This window comes from Streptomyces sp. NPDC025806, assembly GCF_055558275.1.
The window spans coordinates 137,621-156,466 of sequence record NZ_JBVHMU010000001.1 but is presented as its reverse complement, the minus strand read 5'-3'; the positions used below and the strand labels follow the sequence as shown (position 1 = coordinate 156,466).

The 18,846-nt window shown below is 73.1% G+C and carries 15 protein-coding genes; 8 read left to right on the top strand and 7 right to left on the bottom strand.

Annotated features, from left to right (window positions below; all coding sequences use genetic code 11):
• Positions 1-30: 30 nt before the first annotated feature.
• Both ACZ4E1_RS00700 and ACZ4E1_RS00695 read left to right on the top strand, forming a co-directional pair.
• The gene (locus ACZ4E1_RS00700; RefSeq protein ID WP_467534523.1) at positions 31-1,515 is read left to right on the top strand and encodes an MFS transporter; all 1,485 of its coding nucleotides are present in this window, start codon (positions 31-33) and stop codon (positions 1,513-1,515) included.
• Positions 1,512-2,138: a hypothetical protein gene (locus tag ACZ4E1_RS00695; protein ID WP_467534521.1), complete on the top strand. Its 627-nt coding sequence runs from the start codon at positions 1,512-1,514 to the stop codon at positions 2,136-2,138. The genes ACZ4E1_RS00700 and ACZ4E1_RS00695 overlap by 4 nt, the downstream gene beginning before the upstream one ends.
• On the opposite strand, the gene ACZ4E1_RS00690 is transcribed toward ACZ4E1_RS00695, so the two are convergent.
• A complete protein-coding gene (locus ACZ4E1_RS00690; RefSeq protein WP_467534519.1) occupies positions 2,095-4,275 on the bottom strand; it encodes an acyl-CoA dehydrogenase in 2,181 nt (726 codons plus the stop codon). The two genes, ACZ4E1_RS00695 and ACZ4E1_RS00690, sit on opposite strands and share 44 nt — an antisense overlap.
• Positions 4,276-4,574: 299 nt before the next feature.
• Here ACZ4E1_RS00690 and ACZ4E1_RS00685 point away from each other — a divergent pair, with 299 nt between their 5' ends.
• The 5 genes from ACZ4E1_RS00685 (at position 4,575) to ACZ4E1_RS00665 (ending at position 10,776) form a co-directional block, all read left to right on the top strand.
• Positions 4,575-6,305, top strand: a complete 1,731-nt coding sequence (locus tag ACZ4E1_RS00685; RefSeq protein WP_467534518.1) for an MFS transporter — start codon at positions 4,575-4,577, stop codon at positions 6,303-6,305.
• Positions 6,306-6,925: 620 nt separating this feature from the next.
• A complete protein-coding gene (locus tag ACZ4E1_RS00680; protein WP_467534516.1) occupies positions 6,926-7,594 on the top strand; it encodes a class I SAM-dependent methyltransferase in 669 nt (222 codons plus the stop codon).
• Between the two features lie 22 nt (positions 7,595-7,616).
• Positions 7,617-8,633, top strand: a complete 1,017-nt coding sequence (locus tag ACZ4E1_RS00675; protein WP_467534514.1) for an N-acetylmuramoyl-L-alanine amidase — start codon at positions 7,617-7,619, stop codon at positions 8,631-8,633.
• A gap of 147 nt (positions 8,634-8,780) precedes the next feature.
• Entirely contained in the window at positions 8,781-9,635 is an 855-nt protein-coding gene (locus ACZ4E1_RS00670) for a hypothetical protein (RefSeq protein ID WP_467534513.1), read from the top strand.
• Between the two features lie 133 nt (positions 9,636-9,768).
• Entirely contained in the window at positions 9,769-10,776 is a 1,008-nt protein-coding gene (locus tag ACZ4E1_RS00665; protein ID WP_467534511.1) for an LLM class F420-dependent oxidoreductase, read from the top strand.
• A gap of 7 nt (positions 10,777-10,783) precedes the next feature.
• Here ACZ4E1_RS00665 and ACZ4E1_RS00660 read toward each other — a convergent pair whose 3' ends face one another.
• From ACZ4E1_RS00660 to ACZ4E1_RS00645, 4 genes are all read right to left on the bottom strand, one after another.
• Positions 10,784-11,305 (bottom strand): hypothetical protein, encoded by a 522-nt coding sequence (locus tag ACZ4E1_RS00660; RefSeq protein WP_467534509.1) that lies wholly within the window; start codon positions 11,303-11,305, stop codon positions 10,784-10,786.
• 1,666 nt (positions 11,306-12,971) lie between these two features.
• Positions 12,972-14,048 (bottom strand): prenyltransferase, encoded by a 1,077-nt coding sequence (locus ACZ4E1_RS00655; RefSeq protein ID WP_467534507.1) that lies wholly within the window; start codon positions 14,046-14,048, stop codon positions 12,972-12,974.
• Positions 14,045-14,788 (bottom strand): class I SAM-dependent methyltransferase, encoded by a 744-nt coding sequence (locus tag ACZ4E1_RS00650; protein WP_384623146.1) that lies wholly within the window; start codon positions 14,786-14,788, stop codon positions 14,045-14,047. The genes ACZ4E1_RS00655 and ACZ4E1_RS00650 overlap by 4 nt, the downstream gene beginning before the upstream one ends.
• Positions 14,782-16,137 (bottom strand): glycosyltransferase family 4 protein, encoded by a 1,356-nt coding sequence (locus tag ACZ4E1_RS00645; RefSeq protein WP_467534504.1) that lies wholly within the window; start codon positions 16,135-16,137, stop codon positions 14,782-14,784. The genes ACZ4E1_RS00650 and ACZ4E1_RS00645 overlap by 7 nt, the downstream gene beginning before the upstream one ends.
• A gap of 198 nt (positions 16,138-16,335) precedes the next feature.
• On the opposite strand from ACZ4E1_RS00645, the gene ACZ4E1_RS00640 reads away from it, so the two are divergent.
• The gene (locus ACZ4E1_RS00640; protein ID WP_467534502.1) at positions 16,336-16,962 is read left to right on the top strand and encodes a TetR family transcriptional regulator; all 627 of its coding nucleotides are present in this window, start codon (positions 16,336-16,338) and stop codon (positions 16,960-16,962) included.
• Positions 16,963-16,978: 16 nt separating this feature from the next.
• Here the strand turns inward: ACZ4E1_RS00640 and ACZ4E1_RS00635 are convergent, their stop codons facing one another.
• Together ACZ4E1_RS00635 and ACZ4E1_RS00630 are read right to left on the bottom strand one after the other, a co-directional pair.
• Positions 16,979-17,212 (bottom strand): ferredoxin, encoded by a 234-nt coding sequence (locus tag ACZ4E1_RS00635; RefSeq protein ID WP_467534500.1) that lies wholly within the window; start codon positions 17,210-17,212, stop codon positions 16,979-16,981.
• A 3-nt stretch (positions 17,213-17,215) separates the two neighbouring features.
• A complete protein-coding gene (locus ACZ4E1_RS00630; protein ID WP_467534498.1) occupies positions 17,216-18,673 on the bottom strand; it encodes an aldehyde dehydrogenase in 1,458 nt (485 codons plus the stop codon).
• Positions 18,674-18,846 lie beyond the last annotated feature (173 nt).

Here is an 18,846-nt window from a genome sequence, read left to right as displayed (position 1 = left end):
GGATGGTGTTCTACGGACGGAGGCTCCGTCATGCTCGACAGCACGTGGGAACAGAGGAGTTCGGCCAGGAATCCGGGGTGGACGCTCGCCGTCGTGGCGGTCGTGCAGTTCATGGTGTCGCTCGATCTGTCGGTGGTGAACGTGGGGCTCCCCCGCATCGCCACGGGCCTGGGCTTCAGCCCCTCCGGCCTGACCTGGGTGATCCACGCCTACGCCCTCACCTTCGGTGGCCTGCTCCTGCTGGGCGGCAAGGCGGCCGACCGTCACGGCCGCGGCCGCACCCTCCTGACCGGCCTCGCTCTGTTCGGACTCGCCTCGCTCGCCGGGGGATTCGCCCAGGACCCGGCCCAACTCGTCGCCGCCCGCGCGGCCCAGGGAGTGGGGGCCGCCCTGCTCGCTCCGGCCGCGCTCGCCCTGCTGACCGAGGCCTACCCGTCGGGCCGCGCCCGGGTGCGGGCCTTCGGCGTGTGGAGCGCGATGAACGCCGCCGGGGGCGCGCTCGGCGTCCTGGCCGGCGGCCTGCTCACGCAGTACGCGGGCTGGCGCTGGGTGATGTTCGTGAACGTGCCGATGGCCGCGACCGCCCTGCTGCTCGCCCGGCGCGGCATCCCGCTGGCCCGGCCCGCCGAGCGCGGCGAGCGCCCCGACGTGCTCGGTGCGGTCCTGGCCACGGGCGGCACGGCCCTGCTGGTCTTCGGGGTCGTGCGCACGGACACGTACGGCTGGACCTCGGCGGTCACGCTCACCACCCTCGCCGTCGCCGCGCTGCTCCTGGCCGCCTTCGTCCAGGTCGAGCGGACCACACGGCGCGAACCCCTCGTCCGGCCGGGCCTGTTCAGGAACCCGTCGGTCGCCGGGGCGAACGCCTTCAACCTGCTGGTCGGCGCCGCGATGGCCGCCGCGTTCTACTTCGCCTCGCTCCACCTCCAGCACGTGCTGGGGGCGAGCCCGGCGCGGACCGGCGTCATGTTCGTCCCGTTCGCGCTCGGCGTGATCGCCGGCTCGGTGCTCGCCGTGAAGCTCGGCTACCGGCACGCGCCCCGCACCGTCCTCATCGCCGGCGGGCTGCTGACCGCCGCCGGGTTCGCCTGGTTCGGGCAGATCAGCCCGGGCGGCACCTACCTGGGCGACGTGCTCGGCCCGTCGCTCGCGGCCGGAACCGGCTTCGGGCTCTGCCTCGCCCCCGTGGTCTCGCTCGCGACGGCCGGCGTCGCGCCCGGCGAGACCGGCACCGCCTCGGGCCTGCTCAACAGCTCCCGCCAGATCGGCGCCTCGCTCGGCCTGGCCGCACTCGGCACCGCCGCCGAACACCGCACCGGCGCCTCCCGCAGCATCGCGTCCCTCGACGCGGGCTACGCGCTGGGCCTGACCCTGTGCGCGGCACTGCTGCTCGGCGCGGTCCTCGTCGCGGTCACGGTCCTGCGCGGCCGCACGCGGACACCGTCGGAGGCGACGGCGACGGAGACGGAGACGGAGACGGCACTGTCACAGGCCCGTGCTCAAATCTCCTCATGAACGCACCTGATGTGGCCCGCCGGCTGCCCGACATCCCGGCCCTCCGCGCCCGCTGCCGCGCCGTCGCGGCGGCGGAGGCCCTGGTCAACCCGTCCGGCGAGTACAGCTACCACGCGTACGAGACCGGCTGGGGCGGCGCCGGGGAGGACGTGTTCCTCGTGGTCGACGGGTCGGGCGACGACGCCGCGGTGGTCTTCTCGCCGGCTGGCGTCTACATCCGGGTGTTCGACCACGAGTCGTGGATGAGCCCGTACACGACCGACGACGAGGGGCCGTGGCCGGGCGTGCTCGACTCCGTCCCGGACGTCTTCCGGCCGTACGTGGACGAGCCCGCGTTCCGCGACGAGCACATCCCGCTCGTGACCGCCTGCATCTGGCGCGAGACCGGCGACTCCCGCTGGCACACGGGCGACATCACCTTCCCGGAGGGCGCGCCGGGCTCCGACGGCGCGGCCTGGCTGCTCCGCCTGCTCGTCGACGGCACCCCGGAGGCGTTCCGCGACTGGGCGCAGGACTACTACGAGCGGCCGGTGGACCTGGCGGCGATACGGGAGGTGTTCGCCGCCGGCGCCCAGGACCTCAGTCGCGGGGCAGGCCCAGGATCCGTTCCGCCACCACGTTGAGCTGCACCTGTGTCGTGCCGCCCGCGATCGTGAGGCAGCGGGACATCAGGAAGCCGTGCAGGGCCCGCTGCCCGGGCCCCTCGCGCAACGCGCCTGCGGGGCCGAGGAGTTCGAGGGCCAGTTCGGCGACCTGCTGCTGGTGCGGGGTCTGGACGAGTTTGCGGACGGAGGCGCCGGGGCCGGGCCCCTCCCCCGCGACCTGCTGGAGCGTCGTGCGCAGCCCGATGCAGGCGAGCGCGTGGGCCTGGGCGGCGAGCGAGCCGATCCGGGCCCGGTAGGAGCCGTCGAGATCGCCGGCCCGCGCGAGGAGGGCCTCCAGTCCGGTGTCGAAGGTCAACTGGTCGGCCATGTGGACGCGTTCGTTGCCCAGGGTGTGCCGGGCGACCCGCCAGCCGTCGTCGACCTCGCCGACCACCGCGTCGGCGGGCAGGACGGCGTCGTCGAAGTACACCTCGTTGAAGAGGGCGTCGCCGGTGATCTCGCGCAGCGGGCGGACGTCGATGCCCTCCGTGTTCTTCATGTCGACGAGGAAGTACGTGAGCCCCTTGTGCTTGGGGGCGTCGGGGTCGGTGCGGGCCAGCAGGATGCCGTGGTCGGCCCACTGGGCGGCGCTCGTCCACACCTTCTGCCCGTTGATCCGCCAGCGCCCGTCGGGCAGCCGCTCGGCGCGGGTGCGCAGGGACGCGAGGTCGGATCCGGCGCCGGGTTCGGAGAACAGCTGGCACCACAGGAGTTCTCCGCGCAGGGTCGCGGGGAGGTAGCGGTCGCGCTGCTCCTGGGTGCCGTGGGAGAGGAGCGAGGGGACGACCCAGGTGGCGATGCCGAGGTCGCTCACCTTGATCCCGGCGGCGGCCAGCTCCTGCTGCACGGCGAGCTGCTGGAGGGGTCCGGCGCCGAGTCCGTACGGGGGCGGGAGGTGCGGGGCGGCGTATCCGGTGGGGGCGAGGGCGTGGCGGGCGGCGCGCGGGTCGAGTCCGCGGGCGGGGGCGAGCGCTTCGCGGGCGCTGTCGCGGTGGGCCTGGGCCTCGGGGGGCAGTTCGAGGCGGAGTTCGCGGCGGGCGCCGGTCTCGGCGAGGCGGACGGCGCGCAGCCGGTGGGCGTCGCCGGCGCCGAGCAGCTGCCGGGCGACGACGGCGCGGCGCAGGTAGAGGTGGACGTCGTGTTCCCAGGTGAAGCCGGTGCCGCCGAGGATCTGGATGCAGTCCTTGGCGCAGGTGTACGCGGTGTCGAGGGCGGTCCCGGCGGCGAGCGCGGCGACGAGGGCCGCGGCCTCCGGGGCGGTGTGCTCCTCACCCAGGGCGCGGGCCGCGTCCCACACCAGCGCGCAGGCCTGTTCGACGCGCACGAGCATGTCGGCGCACAGGTGCTTGACGCCCTGGAACTGGCCGATGGGCCGCCCGAACTGTTCGCGCACCTTGGCGTGTTCGGCGGCGGTGGCCAGCGCCCAGGCGGCGCCGCCGCACGCGTCGGCGGCGAGCAGCACGGCCGCGAGGTCGCGGACGAGCCCGGCGTCGACGGCGAGGACGCGGTCGGCGGGGACGGCGGCGCCGCTCGCGGTGATCTCGGCGGTGGGCCGGGTCGGGTCGGCGCTGTCGTGGGCGCGCACGGTGAGCCCGGGGGTGGCGGTGTCGACGGCGAGCCACACGGTGCCGTCGGCGGTCTCGGCGGCGAGGACGAGGAGGTCGGCGTCGGCGCCGGTGAGGACGGGCGGCGCGGCGCCGTCCAGGACGAGTCCGTCGGGTCCGGTGACGGCGGTGAGTCCGCCGGGGCCGAAGGCGACGGCGCCGATCCGCTCCCCGGCGGCCAGCGCGCCCGCGAGCTCGTACACCCCGGCCCGGCGCAGCACCTCGACCGCGAGGGCGCTGCCGAGGAAGGGGCCGGGCAGCGCGGCCCGGCCGGCCTCCTCGACGGCCACGGCGAGGTCGAGCAGGGTGCCGCCTCCGCCGCCGCGGTCCTCGGGCAGGTGCAGGCCGAGCAGGCCCTGGGCGGCGAGGCCGTCCCAGTGCGGCGGCCGGACGCCCGGGGCGGCCGGGGCGTCAAGCAGTTTGCGCACCTCGTCGGGCGGTACTGCGCGTGCGATCCAGCCGCGTACGGAGTCCGCGAGTTCCCGCTGTTCCTGCGTGATGGCGATGCCCATGCGGCGCACGGTAGAACACGTTCCAGTAGAGCGGAAGACCACATCTGACGTTGCGTCAGAAATCCCGGCGGGCGGGACCGGGGGCGGGCGGACGCGAGGGACGTAATGAAAAGGTCAAGCTTCCGGCTCGTACGACGATCGTCGGAATAGTCGCCCGAGGAAACGGGTTCGGGATACACGCAAGCGTCACGCACAGCGGTGTGCGTGACGCGCTCGCGTGACATCCGGTCCGCCACCCCGCCGCCTTGAAAACAGCAGCCCCGCATCTCGACCGAGACCGCCTCCGGAGGCCCTCCTTCATGTCCCTACCGACGACCTCGTCCCGCCGCACCGGCGGCGTCGTCCCCGTCCTCGCCTTCACCGGCATCGTCGTCGCCGTCATGCAGACCCTGCTCGTCCCGGTCATCAAGGACCTGCCGACGCTGCTGGACACCGCACCCTCCGACGCCACCTGGGTCCTGACCGCCACCCTGCTCGCCGGCGCCGTCTCCACCCCGATCATGGGGCGCCTCGGTGACCTCGCGGGCAAGCGGCGGATGCTGCTCGCCAGCCTCGCCGTCATGGTCGTCGGCTCGCTGATCTGCGGTTTCACCGACAACCTGCTCGTGATGATCGCGGGGCGCGCCCTCCAGGGCTTCGCCATGGGCGCCATCCCGCTCGGCATCGGCCTGATGCGCGACATGCTGCCGCCGGAGAAGCTCGGCTCGGCGATGGCCCTGATGTCCTCCTCGATCGGCGTCGGCGGCGGACTCGCGCTGCCGCTGGCCGCGCTCGTCGCCCAGCACGCCGACTGGCACGCCCTCTTCTTCGGCGCGGCCGGTCTCGGCGTCGTCGCGATCGCGCTGACCCTCGCCTTCGTGCCGGAGAGCCCGCTGCGCGCCCCCGGCCGCTTCGACCTCGCGGGCGCCCTCGGCCTCTCCGCCGGTCTGGTCCTGCTGCTCCTGCCGATCACCAAGGGCAGCGACTGGGGCTGGGGCTCGGGGACGACCCTCACCCTGTTCGCCGCGGCCCTCGTCGTGCTCGTCGGCTGGGGCGTCATGGAGCTGCGCCGCAAGGCCCCGCTGGTCGACCTGCGCACCAGCGCCCGCCGCGAGGTGCTGCTCACCAACCTCGCCTCGATCATGGTCGGCGTCGCGTTCTACGCGATCTCCCTGGTCCTGCCCCAGCTGCTGCAGCTGCCCACCGCCACCGGGTACGGCCTCGGCCAGTCCATGGTCGTCGCGGGTCTGTGCGTGGCGCCGCTGGGCCTGACCATGATGCTGACCGCTCCGGTGTACGCCCGCCTCTCGGCCCGCTTCGGCCCGAAGATCACGCTGATCCTCGGCATGCTGATCATCGCCGTCGGCTACGGGGCCGGGCTCGGCCTGATGAGCGCGGCCTGGCAGACCATCATCATCTCGGTCGTGATCGGCGCGGGCATCGGCCTCGCCTACTCCTCCCTCCCGGCGCTGATCATCGGCGCGGTCGACCCGTCCGAGACGGGCGCGGCCAACGGTCTGAACACCCTGATGCGCTCCATCGGCACCTCGGTGTCCTCGGCCGTCATCGGCATGGTCCTCGCCAACACCGCGGACCACGTCGGCGGCGTCGCGATCCCGACGATGCACGGCTTCCGCGTCTCGTTCCTCATCGCGACCGGTGCGGTGGTGGGCGGTGTGGTGCTCGCCCTGTTCCTGCCGGGGCGGCGCGCCGCGGCGGTGCAGCTGCGGGCCAGCAGCGAGGAGGACGCGGGTCTGGCTCGCGCCGAGGAGGCCCTCGCGGCGTTCCGCGGGCGGGTCCTCGATCCGGCCGGGGCCCCGCTGTCCCGCGCCAAGGTCACCCTGATCGACCGGCGTGGCCGGCAGGCGGGGGCGGCCCTCACGGACGCGGACGGCGGCTACTCCCTGTCGGTCCCGGACGGCGGTGCCTACGTCCTCGCCGTGACCGCGTCCGGCCACGCCCCGCACGCCTCCTCCGCCACCCACCACGGCGACCCGCGCCCGGTCGCCCTGGACCTCTCCCTGACCCCCCTCACGGAACAGGTCCGCTGACGCCCCCCGGGTGACGGGGCCGCACGACCGGCCCCGCCACCCGGCCTCGGGCAGCACCCAGCGCGCCCCGTAAGGGGCGCGGGGAACTGCGCGACCAGCCACGACGGCGCTGCAACCGGCGACGGCGTGCGCCCCTACGGTGGATGCCGTATCCGGAGCCGGATGAACAACGCCCCCGGCGCCTCCCCCCTTGGCCCGCCCCCAAATCCCACCACCCGCCCCCTCCAGGGGCGTCGGGCAGGCGGCACCCCGGCGCCGGGTGCGTCCATAGGTCGGCCTCGGCTCCAGCGCCGCCGCCGTAGGGGCCGAGCATCATCGCCGACTACAGCGCCGTCGTGGCTGGTCGCGCAGTTCCCCGCGCCCCTTACGGCGCACACCTACCCCCACCTTGATCGCGCCCACGCGGCGGAGCCGCATATGGACACAGCCCCGCGCCCCTTACGGGGCACATCCACCCCCACCTCGATCGCGCCCACGCGGCGGAGCCGCTGATTCGTGCTGTGCCGGGCCCCGGTGCCGCGTACCACCGGCCGACCCACCGTCATCGCCGGGCGCGGCGGAGCCGGAGAGCGGGCGGGCCCGCGCCCCCGGTGCGGGTGCACGTAGGCGCTTGGGGCAGCATGGGCGGCATGACCACCACAAGCGCACGTCCCGCCGCCGACGTCCTCGCCGCCTTCGAGGGCGCCAAGGGGTTCATGCCGCTCGACGAGGGGCTCGCGCTGTACGCGGCCGCCGTCGAGGCCGGTGCGCTCGGGCTGCCGCTCCTGGAGGTCGGCACGTACTGCGGGCGTTCGACGATCCTGCTCGCCGACGCCGCCCGCGCGGCCGGCGTGAGCGCCCTCACGGTCGACCACCACCGCGGCAGCGAGGAGCAGCAGCCGGGCTGGGAGTACCACGACCCGGAGACCGTCGACCCGGTCGTCGGTCTGATGGACACCCTGCCGACGTTCCGGCGCACGCTGCACGCGGCGGGCCTGGAGGACCACGTCGTCGCGCTGGTCGGGAAGTCGCCGCGGGTCGCGCAGGCGTGGGGCGGGAAGCTCGGCCTCGTCTTCATCGACGGCGGCCACACCGACGAGCACGCCACCGCGGACTACGAGGGCTGGGCGCCGCACGTCGCCGAGGGCGGGCTGCTGCTCATCCACGACGTGTTCCCCGTCAAGCACGACGAGTGGACCGGCCAGGCCCCGTACCGCGTGTACCTCAGGGCTCTGGAGTCCGGCGCGTTCACCGAGGTCTCGGTGTGCGACTCCCTGCGCGTCCTGCGCCGAACGGGCACGGGAATCTGAGGGCACGGTTAGGGTCGGGGGCGTGTCGTACGTAGGCCCGGACCCCGATGACTTCGACGAGTTCTACCGGAGCGATGCCCCGAGGGAGGGCCGTCGCTTCGGTGGCCGCCCCGTGCTCGTCGCGCTCGCCGCACTGGTGCCGACGGCCCTGGCGGGCTGGATGGTGTGGCAGGTGGTGAGCGGCCCCGGGGAGAGCGAGCCGCCGAAGGTGCTGCCCGCGCCGGGCGCCTCGTCGAGCGCGACACCGACCCCGTCGCAGGAGGAGGCTTCGCGCAAGCCGTCGCAGTCCCCCTCGAAGTCCGCTCCCGCGTCCGCCTCCGCCTCCGCGTCGAAGAAGCCCCACAAGCCCGCCGGCGGCGGCACCGGCCCCCTCAAGGGCAAGGTCGTCGTGATCGACCCGGGTCACAATCCGGGAAACTTCTCGCACCCGTCCGATATCAACCAGAGCGTGAACGTGGGCAACGGCTCGAAGGAGTGCGACACCACGGGCACGTCCACCAACTCGGGGTACACGGAGGCCCGGTTCACCCTGGATGTCGCCCGCAGGGCGCGGACGATCCTCGAACAGCAGGGCGCGACCGTGAAGTTCACACAGGACGGGGACCGCGCCTGGGGCCCGTGCGTGACCGAGCGGGCGCAGATCGGGAACGCGGCGCACGCCGACGCCGTGGTCTCCGTGCACGCGGACGGCTCCGCCGAGGGCAACCGCGGATTCCATGTGATCCTTCCCGCATCCGTGCACGCGGGCGCCGCCGACACCCGCCCGATCGTGGGCCCGTCGAAGGACCTCGGCGAACGCATCGTGGGCAAGTTCGTGCAGTTCACGGGCATGGGCCCGTCGAACTACGTGGGGGGCCACACCGGCCTCGACACCCGCAGCGACCTGGGCGGACTCAACCTGTCGACCGTGCCCAAGGTCTTCATCGAATGCGGCAACATGAGGGACTCGCAGGACGCGGGCAAGCTCATGTCCGGCTCCTGGCGCCAGAAGGCGGCCCAGGGCATCTCGGCGGGAATCGTGAGTTTCCTGCGCAGGTAGAGGTCACGCTGTGGAACCCGGCAGACACCTCCAGCTCGCGGACGATAGTGTCCCTACGATGTGGGGCCACCCCTGCGCCTTGCGTCGCCTCCACCGATGACCGGACGACTTGACCGGGCGACCGGACGACTTACGAAGGACCCTGAAGTGAATATCCGCTCCCTCACTCGAGGCGACGGCGTGGTGATCGGAGCAGCGGTGTTGCTGTTCATCGCCTCGTTCCTCGAGTTCTACTCCTACTCGGGCTCGAATTTCGGTGGCTCGGCGTCGGCGAACATCGACGGCCCCAACGCCTGGGACAACCTGGGCTACGGCCTGGGCACGTTCATGGGCGGAGTGATCGGCGCAGCTCTCATCGTCTTCAACCGGGCCCAGCCGCAGCCGCGCAAGGTGCTGGGTCTGGACCTCGGCATGGTCGGCACCGGCTTCGCCGTCCTGACGGCCTGGACGATGCTGTGGACGCTCATCGACGTCAGTGACAACCTCGACGCGGGCGCCGGCCTGATCATCGGCCTCATCGCCTCGCTCGCCCTCGCGGGCGGCGCCGTCGCCGGTTCGCTCGTCCCCGCGCTGAAGGCCCCGCTCGTCGGCGCCCCGCGTCCCGTGCAGCCGCAGCCCTACGGCGGCCAGCAGCCGCAGGGCGGCTACGGCTACCCCGGCGCCCAGCAGCAGCCGGGGCAGCCCTACGGCGCGCAGCAGGGTCAGCCCGGTCCGGGCCAGCCCTACGGAGGTCAGCCGCAGCCGCAGGCGGCCGCTCCGGCGCCGCAGGCCGCGCAGCCCGCGCAGGGCGGTCAGCCGGCCGGGGACTTCTCCCCGTTCTGGTTCGCCGTGCCGGTGCCGCGCCCGCTGTACGCGGAGGACGGTTCGCCGTCGCCGATCGCCGAACTGGCGCCGGGCACCTGGTACTTGGCCGTCGAGCAGCGCGGCCCGGGTCTGATCGCCCAGACGCAGGACGGCCGTCGCGGCGTCCTGCAGGACACGTCCGGGATCCAGCGCGGCTGATCCGGACCCTGTTCGCCGAAAGGCCTCCCGCCCGTACTTCCGGGCGGGAGGCCTTTCGCGTACAGTCACCCGGCGACAGCTGAACTGACGTACCGTCAGATCGTGAATGACGGGCGGCGGAGGGAGCGGGCAGATGCGCCTCGGAATCGCACTCGGTTACTGGGGGCGCGGCCCCGACCCCCGCCATGTCGGGCTCGTCCAGGAGGCGGAGGGGCTCGGCTACGACTCCGTGTGGACGGCCGAGTCCTGGGGCAGCGACGCGTTCACCCCGCTCACCTGGCTCGCCGCGCACACCACCCGCATCCGCCTCGGCACGGCGATCGCGCAGATGGCGGCCCGCTCCCCCACGACGACGGCGATGCACGCCCTCACCCTCGACCATCTCTCCGGTGGCCGCATGATGCTGGGTCTCGGCCTGTCCGGGCCGCAGGTGGTGGAGGGCTGGTACGGTCGTCCGTTCCCGCGCTCGCCGCTCACCGCGACCCGCGAGTACGTGGACGCCGTACGGCAGGTGCTGCGCCGCGAAGGACCCGTCGAGGTCGACGGGCGCTTCCACCAGCATCCCTACCGGGGCGAGGACGGCACCGGCCTCGGCAAGGCCCTCAAGCCGATCACGCACCCGCTGCGCGCCGATCTGCCGATCCTGCTCGGCGCCGAGGGCCCCAAGAACATCGCGCAGACCACCCGCGTCGCGGACGGCTGGCTCCCCCTGTACTGGTCCCCGACCCGCACCGACGTCTACGAGGCGTCCCTGACCGACCTCCCCGAGAACTTCATGATCGCGCCCATGGCCCGTGCCAAGGTCTGCGACGACGTCGCCGAGGGGCTGCTGCCGGTCAAGGCCATGCTCGGCTTCTACATCGGCGGCATGGGGCACGCGACCCGCAACTTCCACGCCGACCTCATGGCACGCATGGGGTACGAGGCCGAGGCGCGGCACATCCAGGAACTGTTCGCCGCCGGGCGGCGCGAGGAGGCGGTGCTGGCCGTGCCGGACGCGTTCGCCGACGAGATCTCCCTCGTCGGGCCGCGCGAGCGGATCGCCGAACGTCTTGAGCTGTGGCGCAAGGGCCCGGTGACGGATCTGCTGATCCTGTCACCGGACCCCGAGACGCTCCGCGTCCTGGCCGAGCTGAACTAGCCGCCGTCTAGGACCCGTTGGCGAGTTCCTTCGCCGAGGGGACCTTGTCCTTCACCTCGGCGCCGGCGCTCTTCCCGGCGTCCTTGACGCCGTTGATGATGTCGTCGAACGAACCGGAGACCGAGTCGACGCCGTCGCCCTTGCGCAGCTGCTTCGGCAGGTCCTTCAGCTTGTCGATCCCGGCGGTCAGCGGCGCGACCGCCTTCGCGAGCGTCGGGTCGCCCTTGGCGTTGCGCTGCGCGGCCTTGAGCCGGTTGTACGTGAACGCGCCCGCGAGGCCCGCCTTGACGAGGGCGAACTTCCGGCCCTTCGCGCCCTTCTTGAACTTCCCGGCCTTCCACGGCTTCACGATCCACTGGTACGTGGCGCCCGCGGCGAGGCCCGCGTTGGCCACGAACCGGGTCTTGGCGAGCTTCTGGCGCTCGACCGCGGGGCTGCTGCTGGCCGCCGCCGGCCTGGCCACGGCCTCGGTACTGCCGTTGCCGCCGGCGCAGGCGGTACCGCCCACGAGCAGTGCGCCGCACAACATCAGGGCGATGATTCCCCGTCGCGCCGAAAGAGACTTCCCGACCACGCACACCTCCAAGCCGATCCCCCTCCCAGCACCCTCCCCCGCGATCCCGCCCCCCGCCACTCGACCTCACCCACGGTGACCGTCCCGGGCGTGGGGCGGGCTGCTTCGATCTGCGGCTCCGGTCGCGGGGTTCGATGTGCAGCTCCGCCGCGTGGGCACGATCAGGCCGGTGGCAGGTACGCCCCGTCAGGGGCGCGGGGCTCTATCGACATGCGGCTCCGCCGCGTGGGCGCTGTAGCCGGCGACGGTGTTCGGGCCCGACGGCGGCGGCGCTGGAGCCGAGGCCGACCGATCGCGCACCCGGCACGGGATGCCCCGTACCCGCACCTCCAACGCCCAGGCCACCTCCCACCCACCCGCCCCCTCCGGGGGCGTCGGCCCGGCACGGGGGCGCGCCTCCACCACGTGGGCGCAACCAGCCACGACAGCACGGCAGTCGGCGACGCTCCTCGGTTCCCACGGTGACGGTCCGGCAGCCCGAACCCAACGAACGGGGCCCCCAGCGCCGGGGTCCCGAACCCGTACCCCCCACCCGCGCCCGTGCCCGTGCCCATGCCCACGGCTCGCCCCTTCTCCCACCCACCCGCCCCCTCCGGGGGCGTCGGCCCGGCACGGGGGCGCGGGACTGTGTCGACGTGCGGCTGCGCCGCGCGGGCGCGATCAGGGCGGCGGTAGATACGCCCCGTAAGGGGCGCGGGGAACTGCGCGACCAGCCACGACGGCGCTGTAACCGGCGACGATCCTCAGCCCCTACGACGGCGTCGTACCCGGGGGCGGGTGTACTGCCCAGGGCCGGGCGCCGGGCCAAGTCGCCCCCGGCGGGGGCGGGTGGGGGTGGGAGAAGGGCTGGGGCAACGGCCACGCAGGACGAGGCAGCCCGCACCCGCGACCCAGGCCGCACCCCCGCCCCCACCCAGGACGACAGCAACCTGTACCGAAGCCGGACGCCAGGCCGACGCCCCCAGAGGGGGCGGGCGGGGCGGGAGAGGGGCCGGGGCAATGCCCCCGCAGCGCGCGGCAGCCCGCGCCCCAGGCCGCAGCACCGCCCCCACCCAAGACGACAAGAACCCGTACCCGAGGCCAGGCGCCGGGCCGACGCCCCCGGAGGGGGCGGGTGGGTGGGAGAAGGGGGCGGGCAAAGGAAGAGGCGCCGGGCGGCAGGGGCCGGCTGAACGCCGCGGCAGACGTGCCCCGTCAGGGGCGCGGGGAACTGCGCGACCAGCCACGACGAGCCGTCAGCCACACGACGACACAGCCGGAGACGACGGAACGGGCAGCACGGCAACACAACCGGAAACGGCAGAACAGGCAGCACGGCAACACAGCCCACGACGGTGGAACAGGCAGCACGACGACACCCCACGACGGGGGGGAACAGGCAGCACGACGACACCCCACGACGGGGGGAACAGGCAGCGCGACGACACCGCCGGAGACGACAGAACAGGCAGCACGGCGACACCAGCCCACGACGGCGGAACAGGCGGGACGCGAACAAGCCCGACCTGGCGCAACCGCACGCACACCACAGCGGAGCAGCCGCCGCCCGGCGACCGCGAGGCCGCGCACCGTAAAGGGGGCACGGGAAGCCGCGACGGGGGCGGCTACGGCGAGGCGGCGCCTAGGCGGGGCAGCACCGGGGCTCGACCCCGTTGGGGAGGGACTCGCCGCCGAAGACGGCGCAGGTCGCCTCGTCGCCCCCGAGCGCGGCGACAGCCAGCAGCACGGACCCCGCGGTCCAGGACGTCAACTCCTCGGGCCAGATCGCCCGGTCCTCGAAGACGTACCCCGTCCAGTACAACCCCGTCCGCGGATCCCGCAGATGCTGGATGTCCTGGAGGATGGTGAGCGCCCGGTCGGACTGACCGACGGCCCAGAGCGCGAGCGCCAGCTCCGCGCTCTCGCCCCCGGTGACCCACGGGTTCGGGACGACGCACCGCACCCCGAGCCCGGGCACGACGAACTTCTCCCAGTCCCCGGCGATCCGGGCCGCCGCCTCGTCACCGCGCAGGGCCCCGCCGAGCACCGGGTAGTACCAGTCCATCGAGTACCGGCTCTTGTCGAGGAAGCGCTCGGGATGCCGCCGGATGGCGTGCCGCAGCGCGCCGACCGCCAACTCCCAGTCCGGCTGCGCCTCTTCGCGCTGCTCGGCGATGGCGAGCGCGCAGCGCAGCGCGTGGTGGACGGACGAACTGCCGGTCAGCAGCGCGTCGTTCACCGCCGTGCCGTCGTCCTCGCGCTTCCAGCCGATCTGCCCGCCGGGCTGCTGCAGCCGCAGCACCCACTCGACGGCGGCGCACACGGCCGGCCACATGCGGTCGAGGAACGTGTCGTCGCCGGTGGACAGGTAGTGGTGCCAGACGCCGACCGCGATGTAGGCGACGAAGTTGGACTCGCGTCCGCGGTCGGTGATGTCGTCCGCGTCGCCGTCGTGGTAGGCGGCGCACCAGGACCCGTCCGCGTTCTGGTGCCGGGCGAGCCACTCGTAGGCGCGCTCGGCGGCCTCGTGCTCGCCGGCCACGTCGAGGGCCATGGCGGCCTCGGTGTGGTCCCACGGGTCGAGGTGGTGCCGGCGGAACCACGGTATGGCCCCGTCCGGCCGCTGCACGTCGAGGATCCCGCGCACGGTCTGCCGCGCCTGATCGGCCGTCAGCACACCGTCCAGGACCAGGAGTTCGGTCCGCTCGGGGCTGCTCACGCAGTGGCCTCGGCGTCGGCGGCGGGCAGGTGCGGCTTGGTGGCGTAGGCGACGAAGCTCTTGCCGACGACGGGGTTGAGCAGCTGCTCGGCGACCCGGGTCAGGGCGGGCTTCTTCATGATGTCCCAGACCAGGAGCTTGTGGTACGCCTTCACGGGCAGCGCCTTGTCGTTGTCGACGCCGAAGGCGCACTTGAGCCACCAGTAGGGCGAGTGCAGCGCGTGCGCGTGGTGGGTGCCGTACGGCTTGAGGCCGGCCTCGCGCATCTTGCCGAGGAGTTCGTCGGCCTTGTAGATGCGGATGTGGCCGCCCTCGACCTCGTGGTACTCGTCGGACAGCGCCCAGCAGACCTTCTCCGGCCCGTAGCGCGGCACGGTGACGGCGATGCGGCCGCCCGGCTTGAGGACGCGCACCATCTCGGCGAGCACGCCCTTGTCGTCGGGGATGTGCTCCATGACCTCGCTGATGATGACGACGTCGAAGGACTCGTCGGGGAACGGCAGCGCGAGTGCGTCGCCCTCCATCGCGGTGGCGGTGGCGCCGGCCGGGGCCTCGCCGGCCTCCTTCATGGCGGCGAACCACTTGGCGACCTCGGCGATCTCCTCCGCGTTCTGGTCGAGGGCGACGACCTGGGCCCCGCGCCGGTAGCACTCGAAGGCATGCCGTCCGGCCCCGCACCCGAGATCGAGGACGCGGTCGCCCGCGGCGAGCGGGAAACGGGTGAAGTCGACGGTCAGCACGTGGCCCTGCTTTCCTGGGGGGTTTCCTGGTGCGCTTGTGCGTGCGCTTGCGAACGCGGTCGTACGGAGCCGTCGGCGGCGGGGCGCGGGGGCGCCGCGTCCATCGACTCCCGGTAGAGCTCGGCGGTGCCCTGCGCGGCCCGCGCCCAGGTGAACCGGTCGAGGACCCGGGTGCGGCCCGCGGCGCCGAGCCGGGTGCGCAGCGCGGGGTCGTCGAGCAGTCGGGTGAGCGCGGCGGCCAGGGCGCCGGCGTCGCCGGTCGGCACGGCGAGGCAGGTCTCCCCGTCGGGTCCGGCGACCTCGGGGATGGCGCCGCCGGTGGTGGCGACGAGCGGGGTGCCGGTGGCCATGGCCTCGGCGGCGGGCAGCGAGAAGCCTTCGTAGAGGGAGGGCACGCAGGCGACCTGGGCGGAGCGGACGAGGTCGACGAGCTCCTGGTCGCTGATGCCCTTGACGAACTCGACGGCGCCTTCGAGGCCGTACCGTTCGATTGCCTGGGCGACGGGCCCGTCCTCGGCGCGCTTGCCGACGACGACGAGGTGCGCGTCGGGCTGCTCGGCCCGGACCTTGGCGAGGGCCTCGACGAGGTACACGAGGCCCTTGAGGGGGACGTCGGCGCTGGAGGTGGTGACGATGCGGCCGGGGACCTCGGCGATCGCCGGGTTCGGCGAGAAGAGGTCGGTGTCGGCGCCGATGTGGACGACGCGGATGCGGCCGGGGCGCACGCCGAGGTGCTCGACGATCTCGTCCCGCGAGGTGCCGGACACGGTGAGCACGGAGGGCAGTTTGCGGGCGACGCGCTTCTGCATGCGGGTGAACGCGTACCAGCGGCGCACCGACATGCGGCGCTTCCAGTCGGCGGCGGCGTCGAGTTCGAGCTGCCGGTCGACGGTGATGGGGTGGTGGATGGTGCTGACGAGCGGGGCGCCGAGGTCGCCGAGCAGGCCGTAGCCGAGTGTCTGGTTGTCGTGGACGACGTCGAAGTCGCCGCGGCGGGCCCGCAGATGGCGGCGGGCGCGCAGCGAGAAGGTGAGCGGCTCGGGGAAGCCGCCGGTCCACATGGTGCCGACCTCGAGCGCGTCCACCCAGTCGCGGTACTCGTCGCGCTTCGGCGTGCGGAACGGGTCGGGGCTGCGGTAGAGGTCCAGGCTGGGCAGTTCGGTGAGGCTCAGCCCGTCCAGGTCCTCGCCCTCGTCGAGGACGGGGTAGGGCTGGGAGCCGATGACCTCGACGCGGTGGCCGAGGCGGGCCAGCTCACGGGAGAGATGTCGTACGTACACGCCCTGGCCACCGCAGAACGGGTTGCCCTTGTACGTGAGGAGAGCGATGCGCAACGACTCCGCGGTCACTCCAGGCCACCCTTCTCTCCTGCTTGCCCGTGGACATCCCGGCCTGCCCCCTGGGGACCGCCGACACTACGTGGGGACGCTAATCTAGAACAAGTTTCAGACTTGATCGTTCAAGCAGCACCGAATCTACCGGCAGGTAGCCACGCTGTGACCGGTGGATCAGGTGATTCACGCCACGGCCACGACGGAAGCGGACAGATGACAGCTCCGGACGCGAGAACCAGCACGCACGGCACTCCCGCGCTCACCGAGCGCCAGGAGGCCAGGCGCCGTCGCATCCTGCACGCGAGTGCGCAGCTGGCGGCGCGCGGCGGGTTCGACGCGGTGCAGATGCGTGAGGTCGCCGAGTCCTCGCAGGTGGCCCTCGGCACGCTGTACCGGTACTTCCCGAGCAAGGTCCATCTGCTGGTCGCGACGATGCAGGACCAGCTCCAGCACATGCACACGACGGTCCGCAAGCGCCCGCCCTCCTCGGACACCCCCGCCGAGCGGGTCGCCGACACCCTGATGCGGGCGTTCCGCGCGTTGCAGCGGGAGCCGCATCTGGCCGACGCGATGGTGCGGGCGCTGACCTTCGCGGACCGCAGCGTCAGCCCCGAGGTCGACCAGGTGTCGCGCCAGACGACGGCGATCATCCTGGACGCGATGGGCCTCGACGACCCGACCCCCGAGCAGCTCTCGGCGGTCCGGGTCATCGAGCACACCTGGCACTCGGCCCTGATCACCTGGCTGTCGGGCCGGGCCTCGATCGCCCAGGTGAAGATCGACATCGAGACGGTCTGCCGCCTCATCGATCTCACCGAGGAGGGCCGGAGCGCCCCGTGACGGGGGCGCGGGGCGCCTACTCCTCCGGCGGGAACACGACCTCCCCCGAGTCGGTCAGCGCCAGCGAGATCGCCTCGACGGGGCACCCTTCCGCGGCCGCGAGCACCGCCTCCCCCGCGTCGACGTCGCCCTCGATCGGCCGGGACTGCCGCGCCGAGTCCAGCCGGAAGGCCCCGGGCGCGTGGTTCACGCACATCCCGGACCCGATGCAGACCCCGCGGTCGACCTCCACATGCCACCGGTCACCCAAGACTCAGCCCTCCCAGCCGGCCGGCAGATGGATCATCTTGTGTTCGAGGTACGCCCCGAACCCCTCGGGCCCGAACTCCCGCCCGAGGCCGCTGTTCTTGTAGCCGCCGAACGGCCCGAGCATGTCGAGGCTGAACGTGTTGACGTTGTACGTGCCGGTCCGCACCTGCCGGGCGACGTCGATGCCGTGGGCGACGTCGGCGGTCCAGACGCTGCCGCTGAGCCCGTAGTCGGAGTCGTTCGCGATCTTCACGGCCTCGTCCTCGTCCCCGTACGGGAGCAGGCAGATGACCGGGCCGAAGATCTCCTCGCGGGCGATGCGCATGCCGTTGTGGACGTCGCCGAAGAGGGTCGGCTCGACGTACGCGCCCCGCTCGTGGCCCTTCGGGACTCCGCCGCCGGTGAGGATCTTGGCGCCCTCGTCCTGTCCGATGCGGATGTAGTCGAGGCTGCGCTGCTGCTGGCGCTTGGCGACGAGCGGACCGACCTGGGTGGCCGGGTCGAGCGGGTCGCCGACGACGAGGGCGGACGCGGCGGCGGTGAAGGCCTCGGCGAACTCGTCGTAGCGGGAGCGGGGCAGCAGGATGCGGGTCTGGGCGACGCAGGCCTGCCCGTTGTTCATCCAGGCGGCGGGGACGACCCCGGCCACGGTGGACTCCAGGTCGGCGTCCGGCAGGACGACGGCGGCGGACTTGCCGCCCAACTCCAGGGTCACGCGGGTGAGATGGCGTGAGGCCACCTCCATCACGCGCTTGCCGGCCGCGACCGATCCGGTGAAGGAGATCTTGTCGATGCCGGGATGCCCGACGAGGTACTCGCTGACCTCGCGGTCGGCGGGCAGGATGGACAGGACGCCCTCGGGGAGCCCCGCCTCCTTCGCGATCTCGCCGAGCAGGTACGCGTCGAGCGGCGACTCGGGCGAGGGCTTGAGGACGACGGTGCAGCCGGCGAGCAGCGCGGGCGCGAGCTTGGCGGCGGCGACGAACTGCGGGACGTTCCAGGGGACGACGGCGGCGACGACCCCGACGGGCTCGCGCCGGACGAGCAGCTTGCCGAGGGCGCCGTCGCGGGTCTCCTCGTAGGTGAAGCCGCGGGCGACGTTGATGGCGCTGTCCCAGACCATCATCGCGCCGAGGGCCTGTGCGAGGACGGACCAGGAGTAGGGGGAGCCGTTCTCCTGGGAGATGACCTTGGCGATCTCCTCGTGGCGGACGGCGATGGCGTCCTTGATGCGGCCGACGACCTCGATGCGCTCGTCGAGGGTCATGCGGGGCCAGGGGCCCTCGTCGAAGGCGCGGCGGGCGGTGGCCACGGCGCGGTCGACGTCGGCGGGCGCGGCGTGCGGCACCCGCCCGAAGACCTCGCCGGTGTGCGGGGAGACGACCTCGATGACGTCCTTGCCGAGGGGATCGGTCAACTCCCCGCCGATGAACAGCTGTCCGTGTTCCACGAGCTCGGGCATGGCGACTTCCGCTTCCGTGAGGCGTGTTCGCTTTCTGACGGTGTTTCAGAACCGTGTTTCAGAACTGATACCAGTTCTAGTTCCGATGCGGAAGGGTGAGGAGGGCGGCGGAACCGGTTTGCCGGGGCGACCATTGAAACAAGTTCTAGGTGTTCCCTACAGTGCCCCGTGGC

What these genes read in the sequence shown, in the direction of transcription:
- ACZ4E1_RS00700 (WP_467534523.1), top strand. Translation starts at nt 31, where the DNA reads ATGCTCGACAGCACGTGGGAACAGAGGAGTTCGGCCAGGAATCCGGGG.
- ACZ4E1_RS00695 (WP_467534521.1), top strand. Translation starts at nt 1,512, where the DNA reads ATGAACGCACCTGATGTGGCCCGCCGGCTGCCCGACATCCCGGCCCTC.
- ACZ4E1_RS00690 (WP_467534519.1), bottom strand. Translation starts at nt 4,275, where the DNA reads ATGGGCATCGCCATCACGCAGGAACAGCGGGAACTCGCGGACTCCGTA.
- ACZ4E1_RS00685 (WP_467534518.1), top strand. Translation starts at nt 4,575, where the DNA reads ATGTCCCTACCGACGACCTCGTCCCGCCGCACCGGCGGCGTCGTCCCC.
- ACZ4E1_RS00680 (WP_467534516.1), top strand. Translation starts at nt 6,926, where the DNA reads ATGGGCGGCATGACCACCACAAGCGCACGTCCCGCCGCCGACGTCCTC.
- ACZ4E1_RS00665 (WP_467534511.1), top strand. Translation starts at nt 9,769, where the DNA reads ATGCGCCTCGGAATCGCACTCGGTTACTGGGGGCGCGGCCCCGACCCC.
- ACZ4E1_RS00660 (WP_467534509.1), bottom strand. Translation starts at nt 11,305, where the DNA reads ATGTTGTGCGGCGCACTGCTCGTGGGCGGTACCGCCTGCGCCGGCGGC.
- ACZ4E1_RS00640 (WP_467534502.1), top strand. Translation starts at nt 16,336, where the DNA reads ATGACAGCTCCGGACGCGAGAACCAGCACGCACGGCACTCCCGCGCTC.
- ACZ4E1_RS00630 (WP_467534498.1), bottom strand. Translation starts at nt 18,673, where the DNA reads ATGCCCGAGCTCGTGGAACACGGACAGCTGTTCATCGGCGGGGAGTTG.